Source organism: Micromonospora sp. S4605 (assembly GCF_003176715.1).
GTDB classification, from domain to species: Bacteria; Actinomycetota; Actinomycetes; order Mycobacteriales; family Micromonosporaceae; genus Micromonospora; species Micromonospora echinaurantiaca.
Genome location: NZ_QGSW01000167.1, coordinates 1 through 17832, shown reverse-complemented (window position 1 = coordinate 17832; position 17832 = coordinate 1). Strand labels below are relative to the sequence as shown.

The 17832-nt window shown below is 72.7% G+C and carries 16 protein-coding genes; 9 read left to right on the top strand and 7 right to left on the bottom strand.

Translation table 11 applies throughout. The features are described 5' to 3' along the window. Positions 1 to 381 precede the first annotated feature (381 nt). Both DLJ47_RS12225 and serA read left to right on the top strand, forming a co-directional pair. Positions 382 to 2160: a hypothetical protein gene (locus DLJ47_RS12225; RefSeq protein WP_109900153.1), complete on the top strand. Its 1779-nt coding sequence runs from the start codon at positions 382 to 384 to the stop codon at positions 2158 to 2160. A 255-nt stretch (positions 2161 to 2415) separates the two neighbouring features. After that, complete coding sequence (serA, locus tag DLJ47_RS12220; protein WP_109900152.1) at positions 2416 to 4014, top strand: phosphoglycerate dehydrogenase; 1599 nt, start codon at positions 2416 to 2418, stop codon at positions 4012 to 4014. An 84-nt stretch (positions 4015 to 4098) separates the two neighbouring features. On the opposite strand, the gene DLJ47_RS12215 is transcribed toward serA, so the two are convergent. Together DLJ47_RS12215 and DLJ47_RS12210 are read right to left on the bottom strand one after the other, a co-directional pair. After that, on the bottom strand, positions 4099 to 4452 hold the full coding sequence (locus tag DLJ47_RS12215) for a hypothetical protein (protein ID WP_199235807.1): 354 nt from the start codon (positions 4450 to 4452) through the stop codon (positions 4099 to 4101). Positions 4453 to 4773: 321 nt separating this feature from the next. Beyond that, the gene (locus tag DLJ47_RS12210; protein WP_109900151.1) at positions 4774 to 5619 is read right to left on the bottom strand and encodes an FAD:protein FMN transferase; all 846 of its coding nucleotides are present in this window, start codon (positions 5617 to 5619) and stop codon (positions 4774 to 4776) included. 152 nt (positions 5620 to 5771) lie between these two features. Here DLJ47_RS12210 and DLJ47_RS12205 point away from each other — a divergent pair, with 152 nt between their 5' ends. Together DLJ47_RS12205 and DLJ47_RS12200 are read left to right on the top strand one after the other, a co-directional pair. After that, complete coding sequence (locus DLJ47_RS12205; RefSeq protein WP_109900150.1) at positions 5772 to 6803, top strand: 3-isopropylmalate dehydrogenase; 1032 nt, start codon at positions 5772 to 5774, stop codon at positions 6801 to 6803. A gap of 169 nt (positions 6804 to 6972) precedes the next feature. Further along, a complete protein-coding gene (locus DLJ47_RS12200) occupies positions 6973 to 8070 on the top strand; it encodes a branched-chain amino acid aminotransferase (protein WP_109900149.1) in 1098 nt (365 codons plus the stop codon). Positions 8071 to 8167: 97 nt separating this feature from the next. Here the strand turns inward: DLJ47_RS12200 and DLJ47_RS12195 are convergent, their stop codons facing one another. The 4 genes from DLJ47_RS12195 to DLJ47_RS12180 form a co-directional block, all read right to left on the bottom strand. Then, positions 8168 to 8905, bottom strand: a complete 738-nt coding sequence (locus DLJ47_RS12195; protein ID WP_255562309.1) for a tyrosine-protein phosphatase — start codon at positions 8903 to 8905, stop codon at positions 8168 to 8170. A 60-nt stretch (positions 8906 to 8965) separates the two neighbouring features. Continuing rightward, positions 8966 to 9424 carry a PRC-barrel domain-containing protein gene (locus DLJ47_RS12190; protein ID WP_088995583.1) on the bottom strand — a complete coding sequence of 153 codons (459 nt, stop codon included), beginning with the start codon at positions 9422 to 9424 and terminating at the stop codon, positions 8966 to 8968. A 181-nt stretch (positions 9425 to 9605) separates the two neighbouring features. Beyond that, positions 9606 to 10136, bottom strand: coding sequence for a carboxymuconolactone decarboxylase family protein (locus DLJ47_RS12185; protein ID WP_088995582.1), 531 nt, complete (start codon positions 10134 to 10136; stop codon positions 9606 to 9608). 2 nt (positions 10137 to 10138) lie between these two features. Further along, entirely contained in the window at positions 10139 to 10699 is a 561-nt protein-coding gene (locus DLJ47_RS12180) for a peroxiredoxin (protein WP_109900148.1), read from the bottom strand. A gap of 337 nt (positions 10700 to 11036) precedes the next feature. Between DLJ47_RS12180 and cimA the strand changes: the two genes are divergently transcribed. Next, a complete protein-coding gene (gene cimA, locus DLJ47_RS12175) occupies positions 11037 to 12620 on the top strand; it encodes a citramalate synthase (protein ID WP_109900147.1) in 1584 nt (527 codons plus the stop codon). Positions 12621 to 12648: 28 nt separating this feature from the next. On the opposite strand, the gene DLJ47_RS12170 is transcribed toward cimA, so the two are convergent. Beyond that, complete coding sequence (locus tag DLJ47_RS12170) at positions 12649 to 13623, bottom strand: endonuclease/exonuclease/phosphatase family protein (protein WP_109900166.1); 975 nt, start codon at positions 13621 to 13623, stop codon at positions 12649 to 12651. 385 nt (positions 13624 to 14008) lie between these two features. Here DLJ47_RS12170 and DLJ47_RS12165 point away from each other — a divergent pair, with 385 nt between their 5' ends. From DLJ47_RS12165 to DLJ47_RS12150, 4 genes are all read left to right on the top strand, one after another. Then, complete coding sequence (locus tag DLJ47_RS12165; RefSeq protein ID WP_109900146.1) at positions 14009 to 14509, top strand: hypothetical protein; 501 nt, start codon at positions 14009 to 14011, stop codon at positions 14507 to 14509. A 181-nt stretch (positions 14510 to 14690) separates the two neighbouring features. Then, entirely contained in the window at positions 14691 to 15740 is a 1050-nt protein-coding gene (locus DLJ47_RS12160; protein WP_109900145.1) for an AAA family ATPase, read from the top strand. After that, positions 15737 to 16750 (top strand): DUF58 domain-containing protein, encoded by a 1014-nt coding sequence (locus DLJ47_RS12155; RefSeq protein WP_109900144.1) that lies wholly within the window; start codon positions 15737 to 15739, stop codon positions 16748 to 16750. Before DLJ47_RS12160 ends, DLJ47_RS12155 begins: the two co-directional genes overlap by 4 nt. Continuing rightward, a complete protein-coding gene (locus DLJ47_RS12150) occupies positions 16747 to 17706 on the top strand; it encodes a VWA domain-containing protein (protein ID WP_109900143.1) in 960 nt (319 codons plus the stop codon). The genes DLJ47_RS12155 and DLJ47_RS12150 overlap by 4 nt, the downstream gene beginning before the upstream one ends. Positions 17707 to 17832 lie beyond the last annotated feature (126 nt).

The following is a 17832-nucleotide window of genomic DNA, read 5'->3' as shown; positions in this document are numbered from 1 at the left end:
TGCGGGTAAAGGCGTCCAACCCCCCGATCTCCTGGTTCAGAGCTTGATCGACAACCTTCTCGGAAAACCGCCCCAACGGCGGTGGGGATCCCGGCAACGTCAGGGACCCATGACGGATCCCCGAGGCGCGGTGCACGCCACCGCGACGATCGCTTTCGTCAACTGCGTGAGGGCTGGACGCAACCGGGCGGGCCTCAGGTGCAACCGAACCGTCGTTCTCCTGCAACCCTGGTGACTGTGCCAACGCCCAGTCGGCATCACGGCACAACGGTTGACGTGTCCTCAACCCGGCGGTACGCATCAGCAATGTCGTCACCTCAGCGCGGTCGGGCCCGTACCGGGAGTCCACGATCGGCTACCGGTTCGCGGGGGACCGAGATCGTGCGGGACATCACCCAGCCGTCCCAGCTCCTGCATTACGCTGCAGCGGCTCAGCTCGAGCAGGTCCGCGCGGCGACCGCGATCACCAATGACCAGGTCGCCCAGTACATGAAGGTCGACAAGGGCACCTTCTCCCGGATGCTGCGCGACCTGTCCGACCCTGAGCGGCTGCGGCAGCTCGACGACATCATCCTGACGGTCGTGCCGGAGCTGGACCGGACCGGTGGCCTCTCGTCGCTGGCCGTGCGGCTGCGACGGATGGACATCGGAATCGCCGCCTCCGCGATGCCAGCCCACCGGCGGCGTCGGATGCTCAAGCGCCCTCCCGTGGACGAGCTCGACGTGCTGGCCAAGGCGTCGACGCTGCTTTTCAAGATCCGGCGCGTACCCGGCCTGGCCAAGCAGGTGTGCGAGCGCAACGCCGCCGAGCTGGACGACGTGGTGCAGCGGCTCATCCTCATCGGCGCGGCCCCACCCACGCCGGACAATGTCGATGCCCTCATCCTGCTGGGCAGCCTGGCCGGGGTCACCGACTTCGCGTTCCAGGTGATCGAACACTCGCTCGAACGGGCACTTGCCAACCACCCGCTCGGCTTCCGCATGTGGCGGGCGGTGACCACCATCGTCCGGCTCAACGACGCCAACCCCTACTCAGTGCAGTCGATCAAACCCTGGGTGCAGGCCCAGCTGGAGGCGGCCGAGGAGCGCCGCGAGCGGAGCCTGTTCCCGGCCCGTTCGCTCGACCTCGAACTGGCCATCGCCATCCCGCCGCACTGGTCCGAACCGGGCGAGGAGAACTGGGCGGACGACGTGCTGCGGCGGCGGGCCGACAACACCCGGGCGACGGTCCGGGAGCGGGGCACTGCGGCGATGGGGCTCTGGGAGCGGGCCGTCCGGCTCGGTGACGACGATCATCTTGTCCGGACCGAGCGGTACCTGCGGCAGCTGATCAAGTCCTACCGGGAGGAGGTCGACGGCGGCGACGCGCTGGCCGGACTCGGCTGGGTCGCCACCGCGCTCGAGCAGGCGCTCAACGGCGGCGAGGCGGTGCCGACCGGGTGGAGCGGCGGCGACGAGCCCTGCCTGGGTGTGGTGCGGTCGGCGGTTGCCACCCTGGAGACGGGCTTCCTCCCACCGGCCATCCTCAGGTCGACCCAGTACCTCGTCGAGCAGGCGCTCTTGCAGAACGCGGGGCAGCACCGCCGCAACGCCCTGGACACCCTGCTGGCCGGCGGCTACACCAAACCGGTCATCAACGCGTTGAACAAGGCCCTGACCCACCAGCAGTCCGAGGAATGGCTGCGCTGCCGGGCACTGTTCGCCATCTCGTTCCTGCAGGACCGTGAACGCGGCACGGAGCAGATCCTCAACAGGGCCTGCGAGCGGGCGAAGTACCACTTCGACTGGCATCTGCGGCAGTCCAACGGTGTGCCGCGAGGGGTCGTCTCCGAGATGCATGCGGCGCTCTTCGCGATTGGCGACTGCTTCGGCGCGGTGGGCGCCGAGGAGCCGGCCCGGCGGCTGCGCAACCGCCTCAACCCCCAGCTCGAGGACCTGCTGGAGAAGAGTACGGCGGACGCCTCCCTGCACCGGGTGGCGCGGGCGGCTGCGTACCTGGTGGCGGTCACCGCGGAAGGTGGCGACGGCACCTCGCGCCCGCTGCTGGAGCGGGTCGTCCACCACCCGGACCGGGCGACGGCCGAGTTGGGCGAGTGGGCGTTGCGCCGGTTCGAGAAGGACAAGGTCAAGCCGCTGCATGAGATGAGCCTCAGCGTGTGACCTGAAGCACCTCGGCGGCGCCGTCCGCCCCCCTGGGCGGCAGTCGCACGGCGTGCCGACGGCCGTTCACCGGCTGGTCACCGGCGGTTGTGAGGGCACTCACCCCACGGTCCGCGACATGCCGGCCGGCCCGCCCCCTACGATCGCGGGTAGGTGCGTAGCCGGCACCTGACGGCATAAGGCACGGATCAGCGCGGGGCGCAGTGCGGCGCCCGGCGGCCCGGCCGACCGCTCTGACGACATCTACGAGGACCAATGACTCCTGTCGTACTGATCGCCGAAGAACTCGCTCCCGCCGCCATCGAGGTGCTCGCCCACGACTTCGACGTCCGCCACGTCGACGGCACCGACCGCCCGGCCCTGCTCTCGGCGCTCTCCGAGGCCGACGCCGTCATCGTGCGCAGCGCCACCCAGATCGACGCCGAGGCGATCGCCGCCGCGCCGCGGCTGAAGGTCGTCGCCCGCGCCGGTGTCGGGCTGGACAACGTCGAGGTGCCGGCCGCCACGGCCCGGGGTGTCATGGTCGTCAACGCGCCCACCTCCAACATCGTCTCCGCCGCCGAGCAGGCCGTCGCGCTGCTGCTCGCGGTCGCCCGGAACACCGCCAGCGCCAGCGCGGCGCTGAAGGCGGGGGAGTGGAAGCGGTCCAAGTACACCGGCGTGGAGATCCAGGGCAAGACCGTCGGCGTGGTCGGCCTCGGCCGCATCGGCGTGCTCTTCGCGCAGCGGATCGCCGCCTTCGGCACCCGGCTGATCGCGTACGACCCGTACATCCAGCCGGCCCGCGCGGCGCAGCTCGGCGTCCGCCTGGTGGGCCTGGAGGAGCTGCTGCGGGAAAGCGACTTCATCTCGATCCACCTGCCGAAGACCCCGGAGACCGTCGGGCTGATCGGTGAGAAGGAACTGGCCCTGGTCAAGCCGGGCGTACGGATCGTCAACGCGGCCCGCGGCGGCCTGATCGACGAGCAGGCGCTGGCCGACGCGATCGCCGAGGGCCGGGTCGCCGGCGCGGGCGTCGACGTCTACGCCAAGGAGCCCTGCACCTCCTCGCCGCTGTTCGCCTTCGACAACGTGGTGGCCACTCCGCACCTGGGCGCCTCCACCCACGAGGCGCAGGACAAGGCCGGCCTGGCCGTGGCCAAGAGCGTCAAGCTGGCGCTGCAGGGCGAGTTCGTGCCGGACGCGGTGAACGTGCAGGCCGGTGGCGTGGTCGCCGAGGACGTCCGGCCGCTGCTGCCGCTGGCCGAGAAGCTCGGCCGGGCCTTCACCGCCGTCGCCGGCGGGGTCGCCGCCAGCGTCACCGTCGAGGTGCGCGGCGAGATCGTCAACCACGACGTCTCGGTGCTCAAGCTCGCCGCCACCAAGGGGCTGTTCAGCTCGGTGGTCGAGGAGCAGGTCACCTACGTCAACGCGCCGCACCTGGCCGCCGAGCGTGGGGTCGAGGTCAGCCTGGTCACCCAGGCCGAGACGGCCGACCACCCGAACCTGGTCACCGTCCGCGGCGCGCTGCCGGACGGCCGTACGGTCAGCGTCTCCGGCACGGTGACCACCGCCGGCACCCGGGACATCATCAAGCTGACCGAGGTCGACGGCTTCGACGTGGAGATCGGCGCCGAGGGCATCCTGCTCTTCCTGCGCTACGTCGACCGTCCGGGCGTGGTCGGCACCGTCGGCACGCTGCTCGGCGAGGCCGGCATCAACATCGCGGCCATGCAGGTGGCCCGGCGGGAGGCCGGCGGCGAGACGCTGATGACGCTCACCGTCGACCAGGCGCTCGGCGCCGACCTGCTCACCTCGGCCGCGGAGTCGATCGGCGCGGTCGCGGCCAGCGCCGCCGACCTGCGCGACGAGTAGTCGCGGGCACGACGAGGCGGGGCCCGGCGATCCGCCGGGCCCCGCTGTCGTACGCCGACCGGGCCGTGCTGCCGGTCGGGGCGCTCAGGGCAGCCGCGCCGGGGGCGGGTAGACGGTGCCGTCCTGGGCGTCGAACAGCATCAGCCCGTGCTCACCGGCCAGCCGCTCGATGTCGAGCAGCACCTGGTCCTCGCAGGTCGGGTGCAGGTTCAGCTCGACATGGTCGTGGGCCGCGTGCAGCGGGGTGACCGCCCACGGGGTGTCCGGGCCCGGGTGCCGGTCCGGGTAGGTGGCGGTGATCGCCCGGTAGAAGCCCACGACCCGGGGGTCCGGGTGCCGGTCCTGGTGCTGTCCCTGCCGGCACCGCTGCACCGCGCCCCGGACGTCCTCGGGTGTCGCCCCCTCCGCGAGGGCCCACACGCTCAGATCGAAACTCACGGCGGACAGCGTGCCATCAGTCGTTCACCATGTCGAAACTGCCCCGCCGCGGGTCGGCCGCCGACCCGCCATCCTCCTGTCGGGACGGTCCGCTGTGGAGACTCTTGCGTCGAGTTGCGTCGATTCGCTAGCGTACCTGTGCGGTTACTGGTCGAGTTCGCGGCGGCGGCCCGTCTTCGGGTGGCGAGGTCGTCGACGTCCGGCCCGTCCGGCCCGCACCCCTCGATTGCGCGAGCCACGCGCACTCGTCGCTGACCGGCCTCCACGGTCGTTGCCGCGGCCGTGGGGGCCGATCGCGGGCCAGCCCACCCGGCGCGACGCTCAGCGGCGGTGGGCGAAGAGCGGGCGGTAGTCCGAACCGTTGCCGAACCAGGCCAGCCCGGCGGGGCCGGCGGCGTAGAGCGCCGTGGCGTACGCGTCGGCCACCGCGAGGTCGGGGCCGACGACGGTGGCCGCCACCATCTGGTCGACCGGCTCCCCGGTGTGCGGGTCCACCACGTGTCCCTGCCGGCCGGTCACCCCGGAAGTGCCGACCGCGCCCGCCGTCATCTCCAGCACCAGCGGCGCCCGGCGCCGGTCGGTGGGGTGGTGCACCGCCACCCGCCACGGGCCGCCGTGCGGGGCGTGCCCGCGTACCACCAGGTCGGCGCCGGTGAGCACGGCGTAGTCGTGGATGCCGGCGGCGCGCAACCGGGCCGCCACCCGCTCCACCGCCCAGCCGCCGAGCAGGCCCCCGGGGTCGAAGCCGCCGGGCACCGCCCAGGCGTCGAACCAGCCGTCGGTGGCCGCCCGCATCGCGGCGCACCGGTCCACCAGGTCGGCCAGCGGCGGGTACGACTCGGGGCTGATCTCGCCCCGGCGCAGCCGGGAGACCAGGCTCTCCGGGCGGTTGGGGCCGTAGGTGAGGTCGATCGCGCGCAGTTCGGCCACCGCGTCCCGCAGTGCCTCGCCGACGCCGCGGTGGCCGAGCCACTCCGGGGCGTTGAGCAGCAGCGCGTACTCGGCGGTGGAGGTGCGTACGGTGTGCCGCACGGCGATCCGGTCGCCGGTCACCGCGCCGGGCCGGTCGAACCGCGGGCTGCGCGGGCCGAGTCGCAGGTCCGGGCGGCGGCTGTGGAAGGCAGACTGGTCCACCCAGCGGGTCCGGGGCTGCTCGTCGATCCGCATGGTGCCACGCTAGTCAGCGGAGTTGACCGCAGCATGAATCCCACCTGGGAGCCTCCTGAGCATCACCGATTCCCGAATGTTGGAAGATCCGTACCGGGGGGCGGGATGGCGGCGTACCGTCGGGGCGACGGCGAATCGAGGGAGCACAGGACGTGGCACGCATCGCGGTGGTGGCCGGTGACGGGATCGGACCCGAGGTGGTCGCGCAGGCCCGCAAGGTCATCGACGCCGTGCTGCCCGGCGTGGCCGCCACCGAGTACGACCTCGGCGCGGCCCGCTACCACCGCACCGGCGAGGTGCTTCCCGAGTCGGTGCTGACCGAGCTGGCCGGGCACGACGCGATCCTGCTCGGCGCGGTCGGCGACCCGAGCGTCCCGCCCGGGGTGCTGGAGCGTGGCCTGCTGCTCAAGCTCCGGTTCGCCTTCGACCAGTACGTCAACCTCCGCCCGTCGCGGCTCTGGCCGGGGACGGCCGGCCCGCTGGGCAGCGTGAAGCCCGGCGAGGTCGACCTGGTGGTGGTGCGCGAGGGCACCGAGGGCCTGTACGCCGGCGCCGGTGGCGCGCTGCACCGCGGCACCCCGGCCGAGATCGCCACCGAGGAGAGCCTGAACACCCGGCACGGGGTGGAACGGGTCGTCCGCGACGCCTTCGCCCGCGCCCGGCGGCGGGAGCGGCGCAAGGTCACCCTGGTGCACAAGACGAACGTGCTCACCCACGCCGGTTCGCTGTGGGCCCGCACGTTCGAGGCGGTCGCCGCCGAGCACCCGGACGTGACCACCGAGTACCAGCACGTCGACGCCGCCGCGATGTTCCTGGTCACCCAGCCGCAGCGCTACGACGTGGTGGTCACCGACAACCTCTTCGGCGACATCCTCACCGACATCGCCGCCGCGGTCACCGGCGGCATCGGGCTGGCCGCCAGCGGCAGCATCAACCCCGACGGGACGTACCCGTCGATGTTCGAGCCGGTGCACGGCTCCGCGCCGGACATCGCCGGGCGCGGCGTGGCCGACCCGGTGGCGGCGGTGCTCTCCGCGGCCCTCCTGCTCGACCAGCTCGGCCACGCCGACGCCGCGGCCCGGGTCACCGCCGCGGTCGGCCAGGAGCTGGCCGCCCGGACGCCGGGCGTACCGCTGCGCACCGCCGAGGTAGGCGACCGGCTGGCGGCCTACGCCGTCGCCTGAGCGGGTCTTCGCCGGCCCGGCGGGCGTTGCCCGGCGGGCCGTGACCGGTTCGGCCGTCCCGGTACGCCCGGGCGGCGCTACCCGCTGAACGACCGTTCGGGGTAAGTTTCTGGCACAGTTTCCCGGCGTGTGGTCCCGCATGCCGTTGCCCAGCAGGGAGGTCAGCGCGATGAGCGGTGGTGACAAGATCGAGTTCGAGATCCGTCCGAATCCCGCGCCGGTATCCGCCGCCGACCGGGCTGCCCTGCTGGCCAACCCGGGTTTCGGCCGGGTGTTCACCGACCACATGGTGACCATCCGGTACGCCGACGGCAAGGGCTGGTACGACGCCCGGGTCGAGGCGCGGGCGCCCATCCCGATGGATCCGGCCAGCGCGGTGCTGCACTACGCGCAGGAGATCTTCGAGGGGTTGAAGGCCTACCGCACCGCCGACGGCGGGGTCACCATGTTCCGCCCGGAGGCCAACGCGGCCCGGTTCGTGGCCTCGGCCCAGCGGATGGCGATGCCGCCGCTGCCGCCGGAGGCGTTCGTCGACTCGCTGCACCGGCTCATCGAGATCGACCGGGAGTGGATCCCGGAGGGCGAGGACGGCAGCCTCTACCTGCGGCCGTTCATGTTCGCCAACGAGGTGTTCCTCGGTGTCCGGCCGGCCAACGAATACCTCTACGTGCTGATCGCCTCGCCGGTCGGGGCGTACTTCTCCGGCGGCGTCCAGCCGGTGAAGGTCTGGGTCTCGCCCGACTACACCCGCGCGGCACCGGGGGGCACCGGCGCGGCGAAGTGCGGCGGCAACTATGCTGCGTCGCTGGTCGCCCAGGCCGAGGCCATCGAGCACGGCTGCGACCAGGTGGTCTTCCTGGACGCCGTGGAGCGCCGGTTCGTCGACGAACTGGGCGGGATGAACGTCTTCTTCGTCTACGACGACGACACCCTGGTCACCCCGCCGCTGACCGGCACCATCCTGCCCGGCATCACCCGGGAGTCGGTGCTCACGCTGGCCGCCGAGGCCGGGCACCGGGTCGAGGAGCGGCCGGTGACCTTCGCCGACTGGCAGGCGGACGCGGCCAGCGGCCGGCTGCGCGAGGTGTTCGCCTGCGGCACCGCGGCCGTGATCACCCCGATCGGCGAGGTGCGGTTCCCGGACGGCGAGTTCCTGATCGGTGGCGGCGAGCCGGGTCGGGTCACCATGGCCCTGCGCCAGCAGCTGGTCGACCTCCAGCGGGGCAAGGTCGCCGACCCGCACGGTTGGGTCACCCGGGTCATCTGACCTCGGTTCACCGCGGCGGCCCTCGCGGGTCGCCGCGGTGCCGACGGGCGCCGGCCCGGCTCCCGGCACGGGCGGGCCTGCGAGTGCGGCCGGGCCGTTACTCCAACAGGTGGTCGCGGAGCGCGGCCAGTTGGGCGTCGGTGACGCCGGCGTGGCGCAGGTAATCCTCCACCGAGCCGTGCCGCTCGCGCAGCTCGGTCAAGAAGAGCGTGATGGCCTCGGGCGGGCAGGCGAGCGGCGGCAGACCCGACGGCGTCTGCTGGCCGGTGCCGGCGAACCAGGCGAGGAAGCGCTCACCCGCCTCGGTGCTGAGCGCGTAGTCGGCGGCGATGGTCTCGTCGTCGACGCCGAGCGCGGCGAGGGTCAGCGCGCAGACGGTGCCGGTGCGGTCCTTGCCGGCCACGCAGTGCACCACCACCGGGGCGTTGCCCGCCTCGGCGATCAGCCCGACCGCCTCGGCCAGCCCGGCGGTTCCCGTCTCGGCCAGGTCGGCGTACCGGTCGGCGAGGTAGCGGGCCAGGTCGCTGCCCGGCTGGTACGGCCACAGGTGCCACTCGTCGTGCTCGGGCGCGACGTGCCGCCAGGTGAGGCCGGGGAAGTCGGGGACCCGGCCGTCGCGCTCGATCTCGTACGGGCGGCGCAGGTCGATGACGGTCCGGATGCCGAGCGCGGCGAACGCCTCCCGGTCGGTCTCGTCGATGCGGTGCAGCGAGTCGGAGCGGTAGAGCCGGGCCCGGCGTACCGTCCGGCCGTCGTGGCCGGCGTAGCCGCCGACGTCCCGGAAGTTGAACATGGCGGAGAAGGGGATCCGGCGATTGACCTCGATGGCGTCCACCCTGACACGGTAACGGCCGGTGGGGCGCAGCCCCACCGGCCGTCCAAACAGGATCAACCGTTACCTGGCGGTACCCGGCGGGATGGCCGAGTACGTGTCGCCGTAGTAACCACCGAGCTTGTCCCGGTAGGCCGGGTCGGTGTCGGCGGTCTCGTCGTACTCGGGCGCGGCCTTGATCTGGTCCTTGCTCCGGTCGACGTAGACCTTCCGCTCGTCGTGGTCGACGTGGTTGACGGTGCCGGCAGGAATCATGACCTTCTTGCCGAAGATCCACGGTCCGGTGTCCACCACGAGGTAACTGGAGTTCACCTCGTGGCTGGCCCGGTCCACCTTGCCGATGCCGCCGTCACTCGCCTCGACCTTGTAGCCCACCAGGTCGGCGCCGGTCACCCCGGCGTCGTCGCGGTAGCGCCACGGGTCGAAGGTGCCGCCGGGCGTGCCGCCCGGGAAGGCGCCCTGACCACCCTGCACGAGCGGATCCGGCGTCCCGTGGGTCGTTCGAGGGTCGAGCCGCTCCATGGCGTTTCACTCCTCTACTCGACTGATCGGGGGTTGGTGCCCTGTCAGCCCCATGTCCTACCCGGTGTCGAGATCGCTACACCTGTGCCCCACGAAAAAGGGCCGGCCGGTTCGACCGGCCGGCCCTCGTCGCCCGTCGGGCAGCCCCGCGGGGTCGCCCGACGGGTCCTCGCGAGATCACTCAGGCCAGTGCTGCCTGGGCGTCCAGGGTGACCGCCGCGGCGTGCACGACCGCGGCGATCCGCAGCCCCTCGTGCACCTGCTCGCGGCTGAAGCCCGCGGCGCGCAGCGTCTTCTCGTGCGACTCCAGGCAGACGCCGCAGCCGGTGATCGCCGAGACGGCGAGGCACCACAGCTCGAAGTCGGCCTTCTCCACGCCGGGCCGGGCGATGATCTGCATCCGCAGCCGGGCCGGGATCGACTGGTACTGCTCGTCGCCGATCAGGTGCTTGGCCCGGTAGTAGACGTTGTTCATCGCCATGATCGCGGCGGCGCCCTTGGCCGCCTCGATCGCCTCCGGCTTGAGATGGTCGGCCGCCTCGGCGGCGATCTCCCGCAGCACCACCGGGTTACGCGCGGCGACGGCGCAGGCCAGGGCGGTGCCCCACGCCTGCTCCGGCTTCAGCGTCGAGGTGCCGATGGTGGAGCCGAGGTTGAGCTTGATGTCCTTGGCGTACTCGGGCAGAGCCGCCTTGACCGCGTCCAGGCCCATGCTCAGGCCCCGGCGCCGGCGAGGAGCGCGTTGGCGTCGAGCGTCTCGCCGCCCTTGTTCCAGTTGCACGGGCAGAGCTCGTCGGTCTGCAGCGCGTCCAGCACCCGCAGCACCTCGGAGACGTTCCGGCCGACCGAGCCGGCGGTCACCATGGCGAACTGGATCTCGTTGTTCGGGTCGACGATGAAGGTCGCCCGCTGCGCCACGCCGTCCTCGCCGAGCACGCCACAGGCGCTGGTCAGCTCGCGCTTGATGTCGCTGAGCATCGGGAAGGGCAGCTCGCGCAGGTCCGGGTGGTCCTTGCGCCAGGCGTAGTGGACGTACTCGTTGTCCACCGACACACCGAGGACCTGGGCGTCCCGGTCGGCGAACTCGCCGTTGAGCCGGCCGAACTCCGCGATCTCGGTGGGGCAGATGAAGGTGAAGTCCTTGGGCCAGAAGAAGACCACCCGCCACTTGCCCTCGTGGGACTTGTGGTTGATCGTCTCGAACGCCTTGTCGGCCTCCAGCGACACGCAGGCGGTGAGTTCGTACTCGGGGAAGCGGTCACCGACAGTGAGCACAGGTCCTCCTTGACAGCGGCACGAGGCCGTAACTGGATCAGTTCCAGATGCTTCCTCAGCGTTGTTTCCGCCTGATGGCGGCCGGATGATTTGTGAAGTCGATCACCGGGGGCGGATTGTGTCCCGAAGTTGGGTACCGCCCAGGGTCGCGACTCTGTGTCACCGTCCCGACATGTGGATTTTGCCTCCCAGAACCAGCGGGGAGTGGCAGAGTACTGATCGTGACCAGCACCGTCCTGATTATTCGCACCTAGCGCGCCGGCCCCCCCTCCGCCGAGCGCGCAGACCTCCCGCATCCCGCGGGGGGTCTTTTTGTTGCTCCCCGAAAGGACTCCCCATGACGTTCCAGGTGTACGACACCACGCTGCGCGACGGCGCGCAGCGTGAGGGGCTCAGCTACTCGGTGGTCGACAAGCTGGCGGTGGCCCGGCTGCTCGACGAGTTCGGCGTCGGCTTCATCGAGGGCGGCTGGCCGGGCGCGGTGCCCAAGGACACCGAGTTCTTCCGCCGGGCGTACGGCGAACTCGACCTGAAGCACGCGGTGCTGGTCGCGTTCGGGGCCACCCGGCGGGCCGGTGTGGCGGTCGCCGACGATCCGCAGGTGCGCGGCCTGCTCGACGCGCAGACCCCGGCGGTGGCCCTGGTCGCCAAGGCCGACCTGCGGCACGTCGAGCGCGCGCTGCGCACCACCGCCGCGGAGAACCTCGCGATGGTCCACGACACCGTGGCGTACCTCGTGGGCCAGGGGCGGCGGGTCTTCGTCGACGGCGAGCACTTCTTCGACGGCTACCGGCACGACCCGGCGTACACCGCCGCCGTGGTGGAGACCGCGCTGGCCGCCGGCGCCGAGCGGGTGGTGCTCTGCGACACCAACGGCGGGATGCTCCCGTCCCAGGTCACCGCGGCGATCGCCGAGCTGACCGACCGGCTCGGTGTCGGCCCGGAACTGTTCGGCATGCACGCCCAGAACGACACCGCGTGCGCGGTGGCCAACACCATCGCCGCGGTCGAGGCCGGGGTGCGCCACGTCCAGGGCACCGCGAACGGCTACGGCGAGCGCCCCGGCAACGCCGACATCTTCGCGGTGGTCGCCAACCTCCAGCTCAAGCTCGGGCTGCCCGTCCTACCGGAGGGCTGCCTGGAACAGATGGTGCGGGTCTCCCACGCCATCGCCGAGATCGCCAACATCGCCCCCGACACCCACCAGGCGTACGCCGGGGCCGCCGCCTTCGCCCACAAGGCGGGGCTGCACGCGAGCGCGATCAAGGTGGATCCGCTGCTCTACAACCACGTGGACCCACAGGTGGTGGGCAACGACATGCGGATCCTGGTGACCGAGATGGCCGGCCGGGCCAGCGTCGAGCTCAAGAGCCGCGAGCTCGGGCTGGATCTGGCCGGCCATCCGGAGGCGCTGTCCCGGGTGACCAGGCGGGTCAAGGAACTGGAGGCCGGCGGCTGGTCGTTCGAGGCCGCGGACGCCTCGTTCGAGCTGCTGGTCCGCTCCGAGTTGCCGGACGCCGCCCCGGTGCGGCCGTTCGCGCTGGAGTCGTACCGGGTGCTGGTGGAGCATCGCGAGGACGGGGCGGTGGTCTCCGAGGCGACCGTCAAGATCAGGGTGCGCGGTGAGCGGGTGATCGCCACGGCCGAGGGGAACGGCCCGGTCAACGCCCTGGACGAGGCGCTGCGAGTCGCTCTGGCCCGGCACTACCCGGAGCTGCGCGACTTCGAGCTGGCGGACTTCAAGGTGCGGATCCTGGAGGGCACCACCGGCACCGGCGCGGTGACCCGGGTGCTGCTGGAGACCGCCGACGGCACCGGCCGCGACTGGACGACGGTCGGCGTGCACCCGAACGTGGTAGAGGCGAGCTGGCACGCCCTGGTCGACGCGCTCACCTACGGCCTGGACCGCACCCGGGTCTGACCCGTCCGTCGACCATGGACCGGCCCGGTCAGGGGAGGGTGAGGGTGGCCAGGACGGGGCGGTGGTCGGTGCGCGGGAGCGGGTGCACCTCCACCGCGCGGACGGCGATCCGGCGGTCGACCAGCACGTGGTCGATGGTCACCGGGGGGATCGGGTCGCCGTCGTACGGGCCCCAGGTGCCGCGCAGGCCCGCGCCTGCGGCGTCGGCCGCGTCGACGTACCCGGTGGCCAGCAGGGCGCGCAGCGGGGCGTGGTCGAGGGTGGCGTTGAAGTCCCCGGCCAGGATGCCCAGCGGGCCGTCCGGGGTGGCCGGCGGCTGGGCCGCGAGGTCATCCCGCCAGTAGCCGACCTGGTCGACCGCGTACGGCGCCGCCGGGTGCGCCGACTCGACCCGCACCGCGGGCCCGCCCGGCACCGCCACCGTGCCGTACGCCTGGGTGAAGCCCCAGCCGCCGCGCAGCTGCCGTACGCCGCCGTCGCCGATCGGCCAGCGCGCGTAGAGGCCGGAGCCGGGCGTGCCCACTTGCGGGTTCAGTTGCCGGTGCGGCAGCAGCCGGTCGAGGCCGAGGCGGTCCAGTTCGGCCTGCGCGCCCGGGGTGAACTCCTGCACGGCCAGCACGTCGACCCGGTGCGCGCGGACCAGGTCGACCAGCGCCGCAGCGTCCGCGGAGCCGGCCAGCAGGTTCGCGGTGAGCACCCGCAGGGTCGGCCCGGCGGCCGCGGGCTGTGCCGAGCCCAGCGCCCGGGGCGCCACCACGGCGACCAGCGCGACAGCGGTCACCGCCGCGACCACCGCCGGCCAGCGGCGCCGCAGGGCGAGCGCGAGCAGCAGGGGCAGCAGGCTCCACGCCGCCACGTACGGGGTGAACGCGAGCGCCTGCACCAGCGGGCCGCGCTCCACCCCCGGCAGCCGCACCGCGGCCCAGGCCGCCCCGGGCGCCACGGCGGCCCAGCAGAGCGCCGTGCGGACCCGGTCGGAGCGGGTGCCCGGCGGCTGGGGCACGGTCTGCGTGATCACGGAGGAAGACTAGCCGCGCCGGGGCGGTGCCGGTGCCGGCAATCGACGGCGAGGCCCTTTCGTGAATGGTAAAGCATTCGCTTCTCACAATTATCCGACGGCACTCCGACAACTGTGGAAAGGGTGGGCCGCTATTGACGCCCAGCTTTTTGCGGTGCTACGTTCCACGTGGTTGAGACATCGGGACTGTGAGTAGTTATCGCAGCTCAACAAGGGTGCGAAACGACAAGTCGTCAACTGTTCAGGTGCGAGCTGGGCAATTGTTCGGCCGACTCCGGCCAATTATCGTCCGGCTGAAAAAAGGGCATCAACCGTCCCGCGCAGCGCGGGTGCGGCAGTATCACCACAATCAAAAAAGGGGAGACCTGTCATGACCACGATCTTCAGACGTAAGGCGGTGGCGGTGGCGTTCGCCGTCCTGGCGCTCAGCCTGGCCGGCGGCGGGGTCGCCGTCGCGAAGGCCCCGGACGGGGGCAGCCAGCCCGCGGCCCGCGCCAGCGGTGGCAGCCAGCCGCCGGTGACCGCGGAGTCGGCGCGCAAGGCGAAGGCGGCGCTGGCCGCCGGCGCCCAGACGACCGCCGCCGCCGGCACCCACTACACCGTCATCGTCAACGCCAACGGCACCAAGGCCCGGGGCACCGGCACGGTGATCAAGTACGGCGTGGGCCAGTACGAGGTCCAGTTCCCGTACAACGTCACCAGGGGCGTCTACCTCGCCTCCATCGGCCGGCCGGACTCGTGCTGCATCCCGGCCGGCGGCGAGGTCGCCGTCGCGGCCCGGCTGCTCACCCCGAACGGGGTCTTCGTGCAGACCCGCAACTCGGCCGGGGTGGCCGCCGACCTGCCGTTCCACCTCGTCGTACACCTCTGACCTCCGCGCACCCGACGACCCCCGCCGGTGAGCCGGCCCGCACGCCAGCGTGCGGGCCGGCTTCTCCGGTTCCTGCCGGCCTGCGGCGTTGCTGGTCGTCGCGCCGCTTCGGCGCGGTATGGGTGGCCCAGGGCCGGATATTCCGACGTTTGTCCGAGGGCAGCCACGGGAAGCAAGCACCGTGACGGACATCTCGGACACCCTGGCCAGCATGCCCAGCCCGGCGGATCCCGACGCGACCGGCGCCGAGCTGGAACAGACCCTCTTCGAGGTCAAACGCGTGATCGTCGGGCAGGATCGGCTCGTCGAACGGCTGCTCACCGCCCTCGTCGCCGACGGGCACTGCCTGCTGGAGGGCGTACCCGGCGTCGCCAAGACGCTGGCCGCGCAGACCCTCGCCACGGCGGTCGGCGGCACCTTCTCCCGGATCCAGTTCACCCCGGACCTCGTCCCGTCCGACATCGTCGGCACCCGGATCTACCGGGCCTCGAAGGAGACCTTCGACATCGAGCTGGGGCCGGTCATGGCCAACCTGGTGCTCGCCGACGAGATCAACCGGGCGCCGGCGAAGGTGCAGTCGGCGCTGCTGGAGGCGATGGCCGAACGGCAGGTCTCCATCGGCGGGCGCAGCTACCCGGTGCCCGAGCCGTTCCTGGTGCTGGCCACCCAGAACCCGATCGAGTCGGAGGGCGTCTACCAGCTCCCGGAGGCGCAGCGCGACCGCTTCCTCATGAAGATCGTCGTCGACTACCCGAGTGACACCGACGAACTGGCCATCCTCTACCGGATGAGCGCCGACCGGCCGCGCGCCCGCCAGGTGCTCGACCCGCAGCGGCTGCGCCAACTCCAGGTGCGCGCCGGCGACATCTTCGTGCACCACGCCATCGCCGAGTACGTGGTCCGGCTCATCCTGGCCACCCGGGACCCGGGCCGGTTCGGGCTGCCCGAGATCGCCTCGCTGCTCGCGTACGGGGCGAGCCCCCGGGCCACCCTCGGGCTGGTGGCCGCCGCCCGGGCCCAGGCGCTGCTGCGCGGCCGCGGGTACGTGCTGCCCGAGGACGTCCGGGAACTGGCCGTGGACGTGCTGGCCCACCGGCTGGTCCTCTCCTTCGACGCCATCGCCGACGGGGTGGCCGCCGAGTCGGTGGTCCGCCGGCTGGTCGACGCGGTGCCCCCACCGCGGATCGCCAACAACCATCCGGAGTACGCGAACGACCTGGCGGCGGCATGAGGTGGCGCGAGGCCACCACGCCGACGCCGGCGGATCCCGGGCTGGCCGACCTCACCCCCGACCGGCGGCTGCGCCGGCTGGAGCTGACCGTGACCCGGCGCCTCGACGGCCTGCTGCACGGGCAGTACCGGGGGCTGCTGCCCGGTCCGGGCAGCGAACCGGCCGGCAGCCGGGAGTACCGCCCCGGTGAGGACGAGGTACGCCGGATGGACTGGGCGGTGACCGCCCGGACCACCGTTCCGCACGTCCGCGAGGTCGACGCCGACCGGGAACTGACCACCTGGCTGCTGGTCGACGCCAGCCCCAGCATGGAGTACGGCACCGCCGAGCTGGACAAGCGCGAGCTGGCCGTGGCGGCCGTCGCGGCGGTCGGGTTCCTCACCGCCGGGCTCGGCAACCGGCTCGGCGCGCAGGTGCTCGGGCCGGACGGGTTGCGCCGCCATCCGGCCCGCAGCGGGCGTACCCACCTGCTCGGGTTGCTCCGCACGCTGCTGGCCGCCCCCCGCGCCGGCGGATACGACGAGACGGACGTACCGCCGGCGGGGCCCGACCTGGCCGACGCGCTGGACGCCGTGCACCGGGTGGCCACCCGGCGCGGGCTGGTGGTGGTCGTCTCGGACTTCCTGGACGGGCTGCCCGACGACCCGGCGCAGGAGCCGCCCTGGGAACGTGCCCTGCGCCGGCTCGCCGTCCGGCACCAGGTGCTCGCCGTCGAGATCACCGACCCCCGCGAGCTGGAGCTGCCGGACGTCGGCCTGATCACCCTGGTCGACCCGGAGACCGGCCGCCGGCGCGAGGTGTGGACCGGCGACGAGCGGCTGCGCGAGCGGTACGCGGCCGCCGCGGCCGCCCAGCGCGAGCAGGTCCGCCAGGCGGTCCGCCGCAGCGGGGCGACGCACCTGCCGTTGCGTACCGACCGGGACTGGGGGGCGGACATCGTGCGGCACGTGCGGGCGCAGCGCCGGCTCGCGGCCGCGCCGGCCGGCGCGAACCGGGGAGGTGCCGCGTGATCTGGCTGTCCCCGGTACGGCTCTGGCTGCTGGTCGGGGTGCTCGCGCTGGCGGTCGGCTACCTGATGCTCCAACGGCGCCGCAGCCGCTACGCCGTCCGGTTCACCAACCTGCGGCTGCTCGACCGGGTGGCCCCGGAGCGGCCGGTCTGGCGGCGGCACCTGCCCGCCGGGCTGTTCCTGGCCATGCTGGCGCTGCTCGTGGTCGGCTTCGCCCGGCCGACCGCCGAGGTCCAGGTGCCACGGGAACGCGCCACGGTGATGGTCGCGGTGGACGTCTCCACCTCGATGCTCGCCACCGACGTCGAACCGGACCGGCTCAGCGCGGCCAAGGAGGCGGCCCGCCGGTTCGTCGACGGCCTGCCGGACGAGTTCAACGTCGGGTTGGTCGCCTTCGCCGGCAGCGCGGCGGTGCTGGTGCCGCCGGGCACCGACCGGGAGGCGCTGCACGAGGGGATCGAGCGGCTCGTCGAGGGCGCCACCGGCGTGCAGGGCACCGCCATCGGCGAGGCCATCAGCACCTCGCTCGGTGCGGTGAAAGGCCTGGACAGCCAGGCAGCGACGGAGCCGCCACCGGCCCGGATCATCCTGCTCTCCGACGGGGCGAACACCTCCGGGATGGACCCGATGGAGGCCGCGACGGAGGCCGTCGCCGTCGACGTCCCGGTGCACACCATCTCGTTCGGCACGCCGAGCGGGTTCGTCGACCGGGGCGGCCGGCCGATCCAGGTGCCGGTGGACGGGCAGACCCTGCGCGCGGTCGCCGAGGAGACCGGCGGCGGCTTCCACGAGGCCAGCACCAGCGACGAGCTGCGCGCGGTCTACGAGGACATCGGCAGCTCGGTCGGCTACCGCACCGAGCGGCAGGACGTGTCGGCCCGGTTCATCGGCCTCGGCCTGGTGTTCGCGCTGGGTGCGGCGGCCGGCTCGATGCGCTGGTTCTCCCGCCTGCCCTGATCGCCGGACCGAGAGTGAGGAGTACGCATGGCAGTGCAGACCGGACTGGGCGAGCCGCGCGGCCCGTGGTTCATCTCGCCGGAGCTGGACCCGGACGGGCGGCTCGCCCAGTCCGGTCTGCACTGC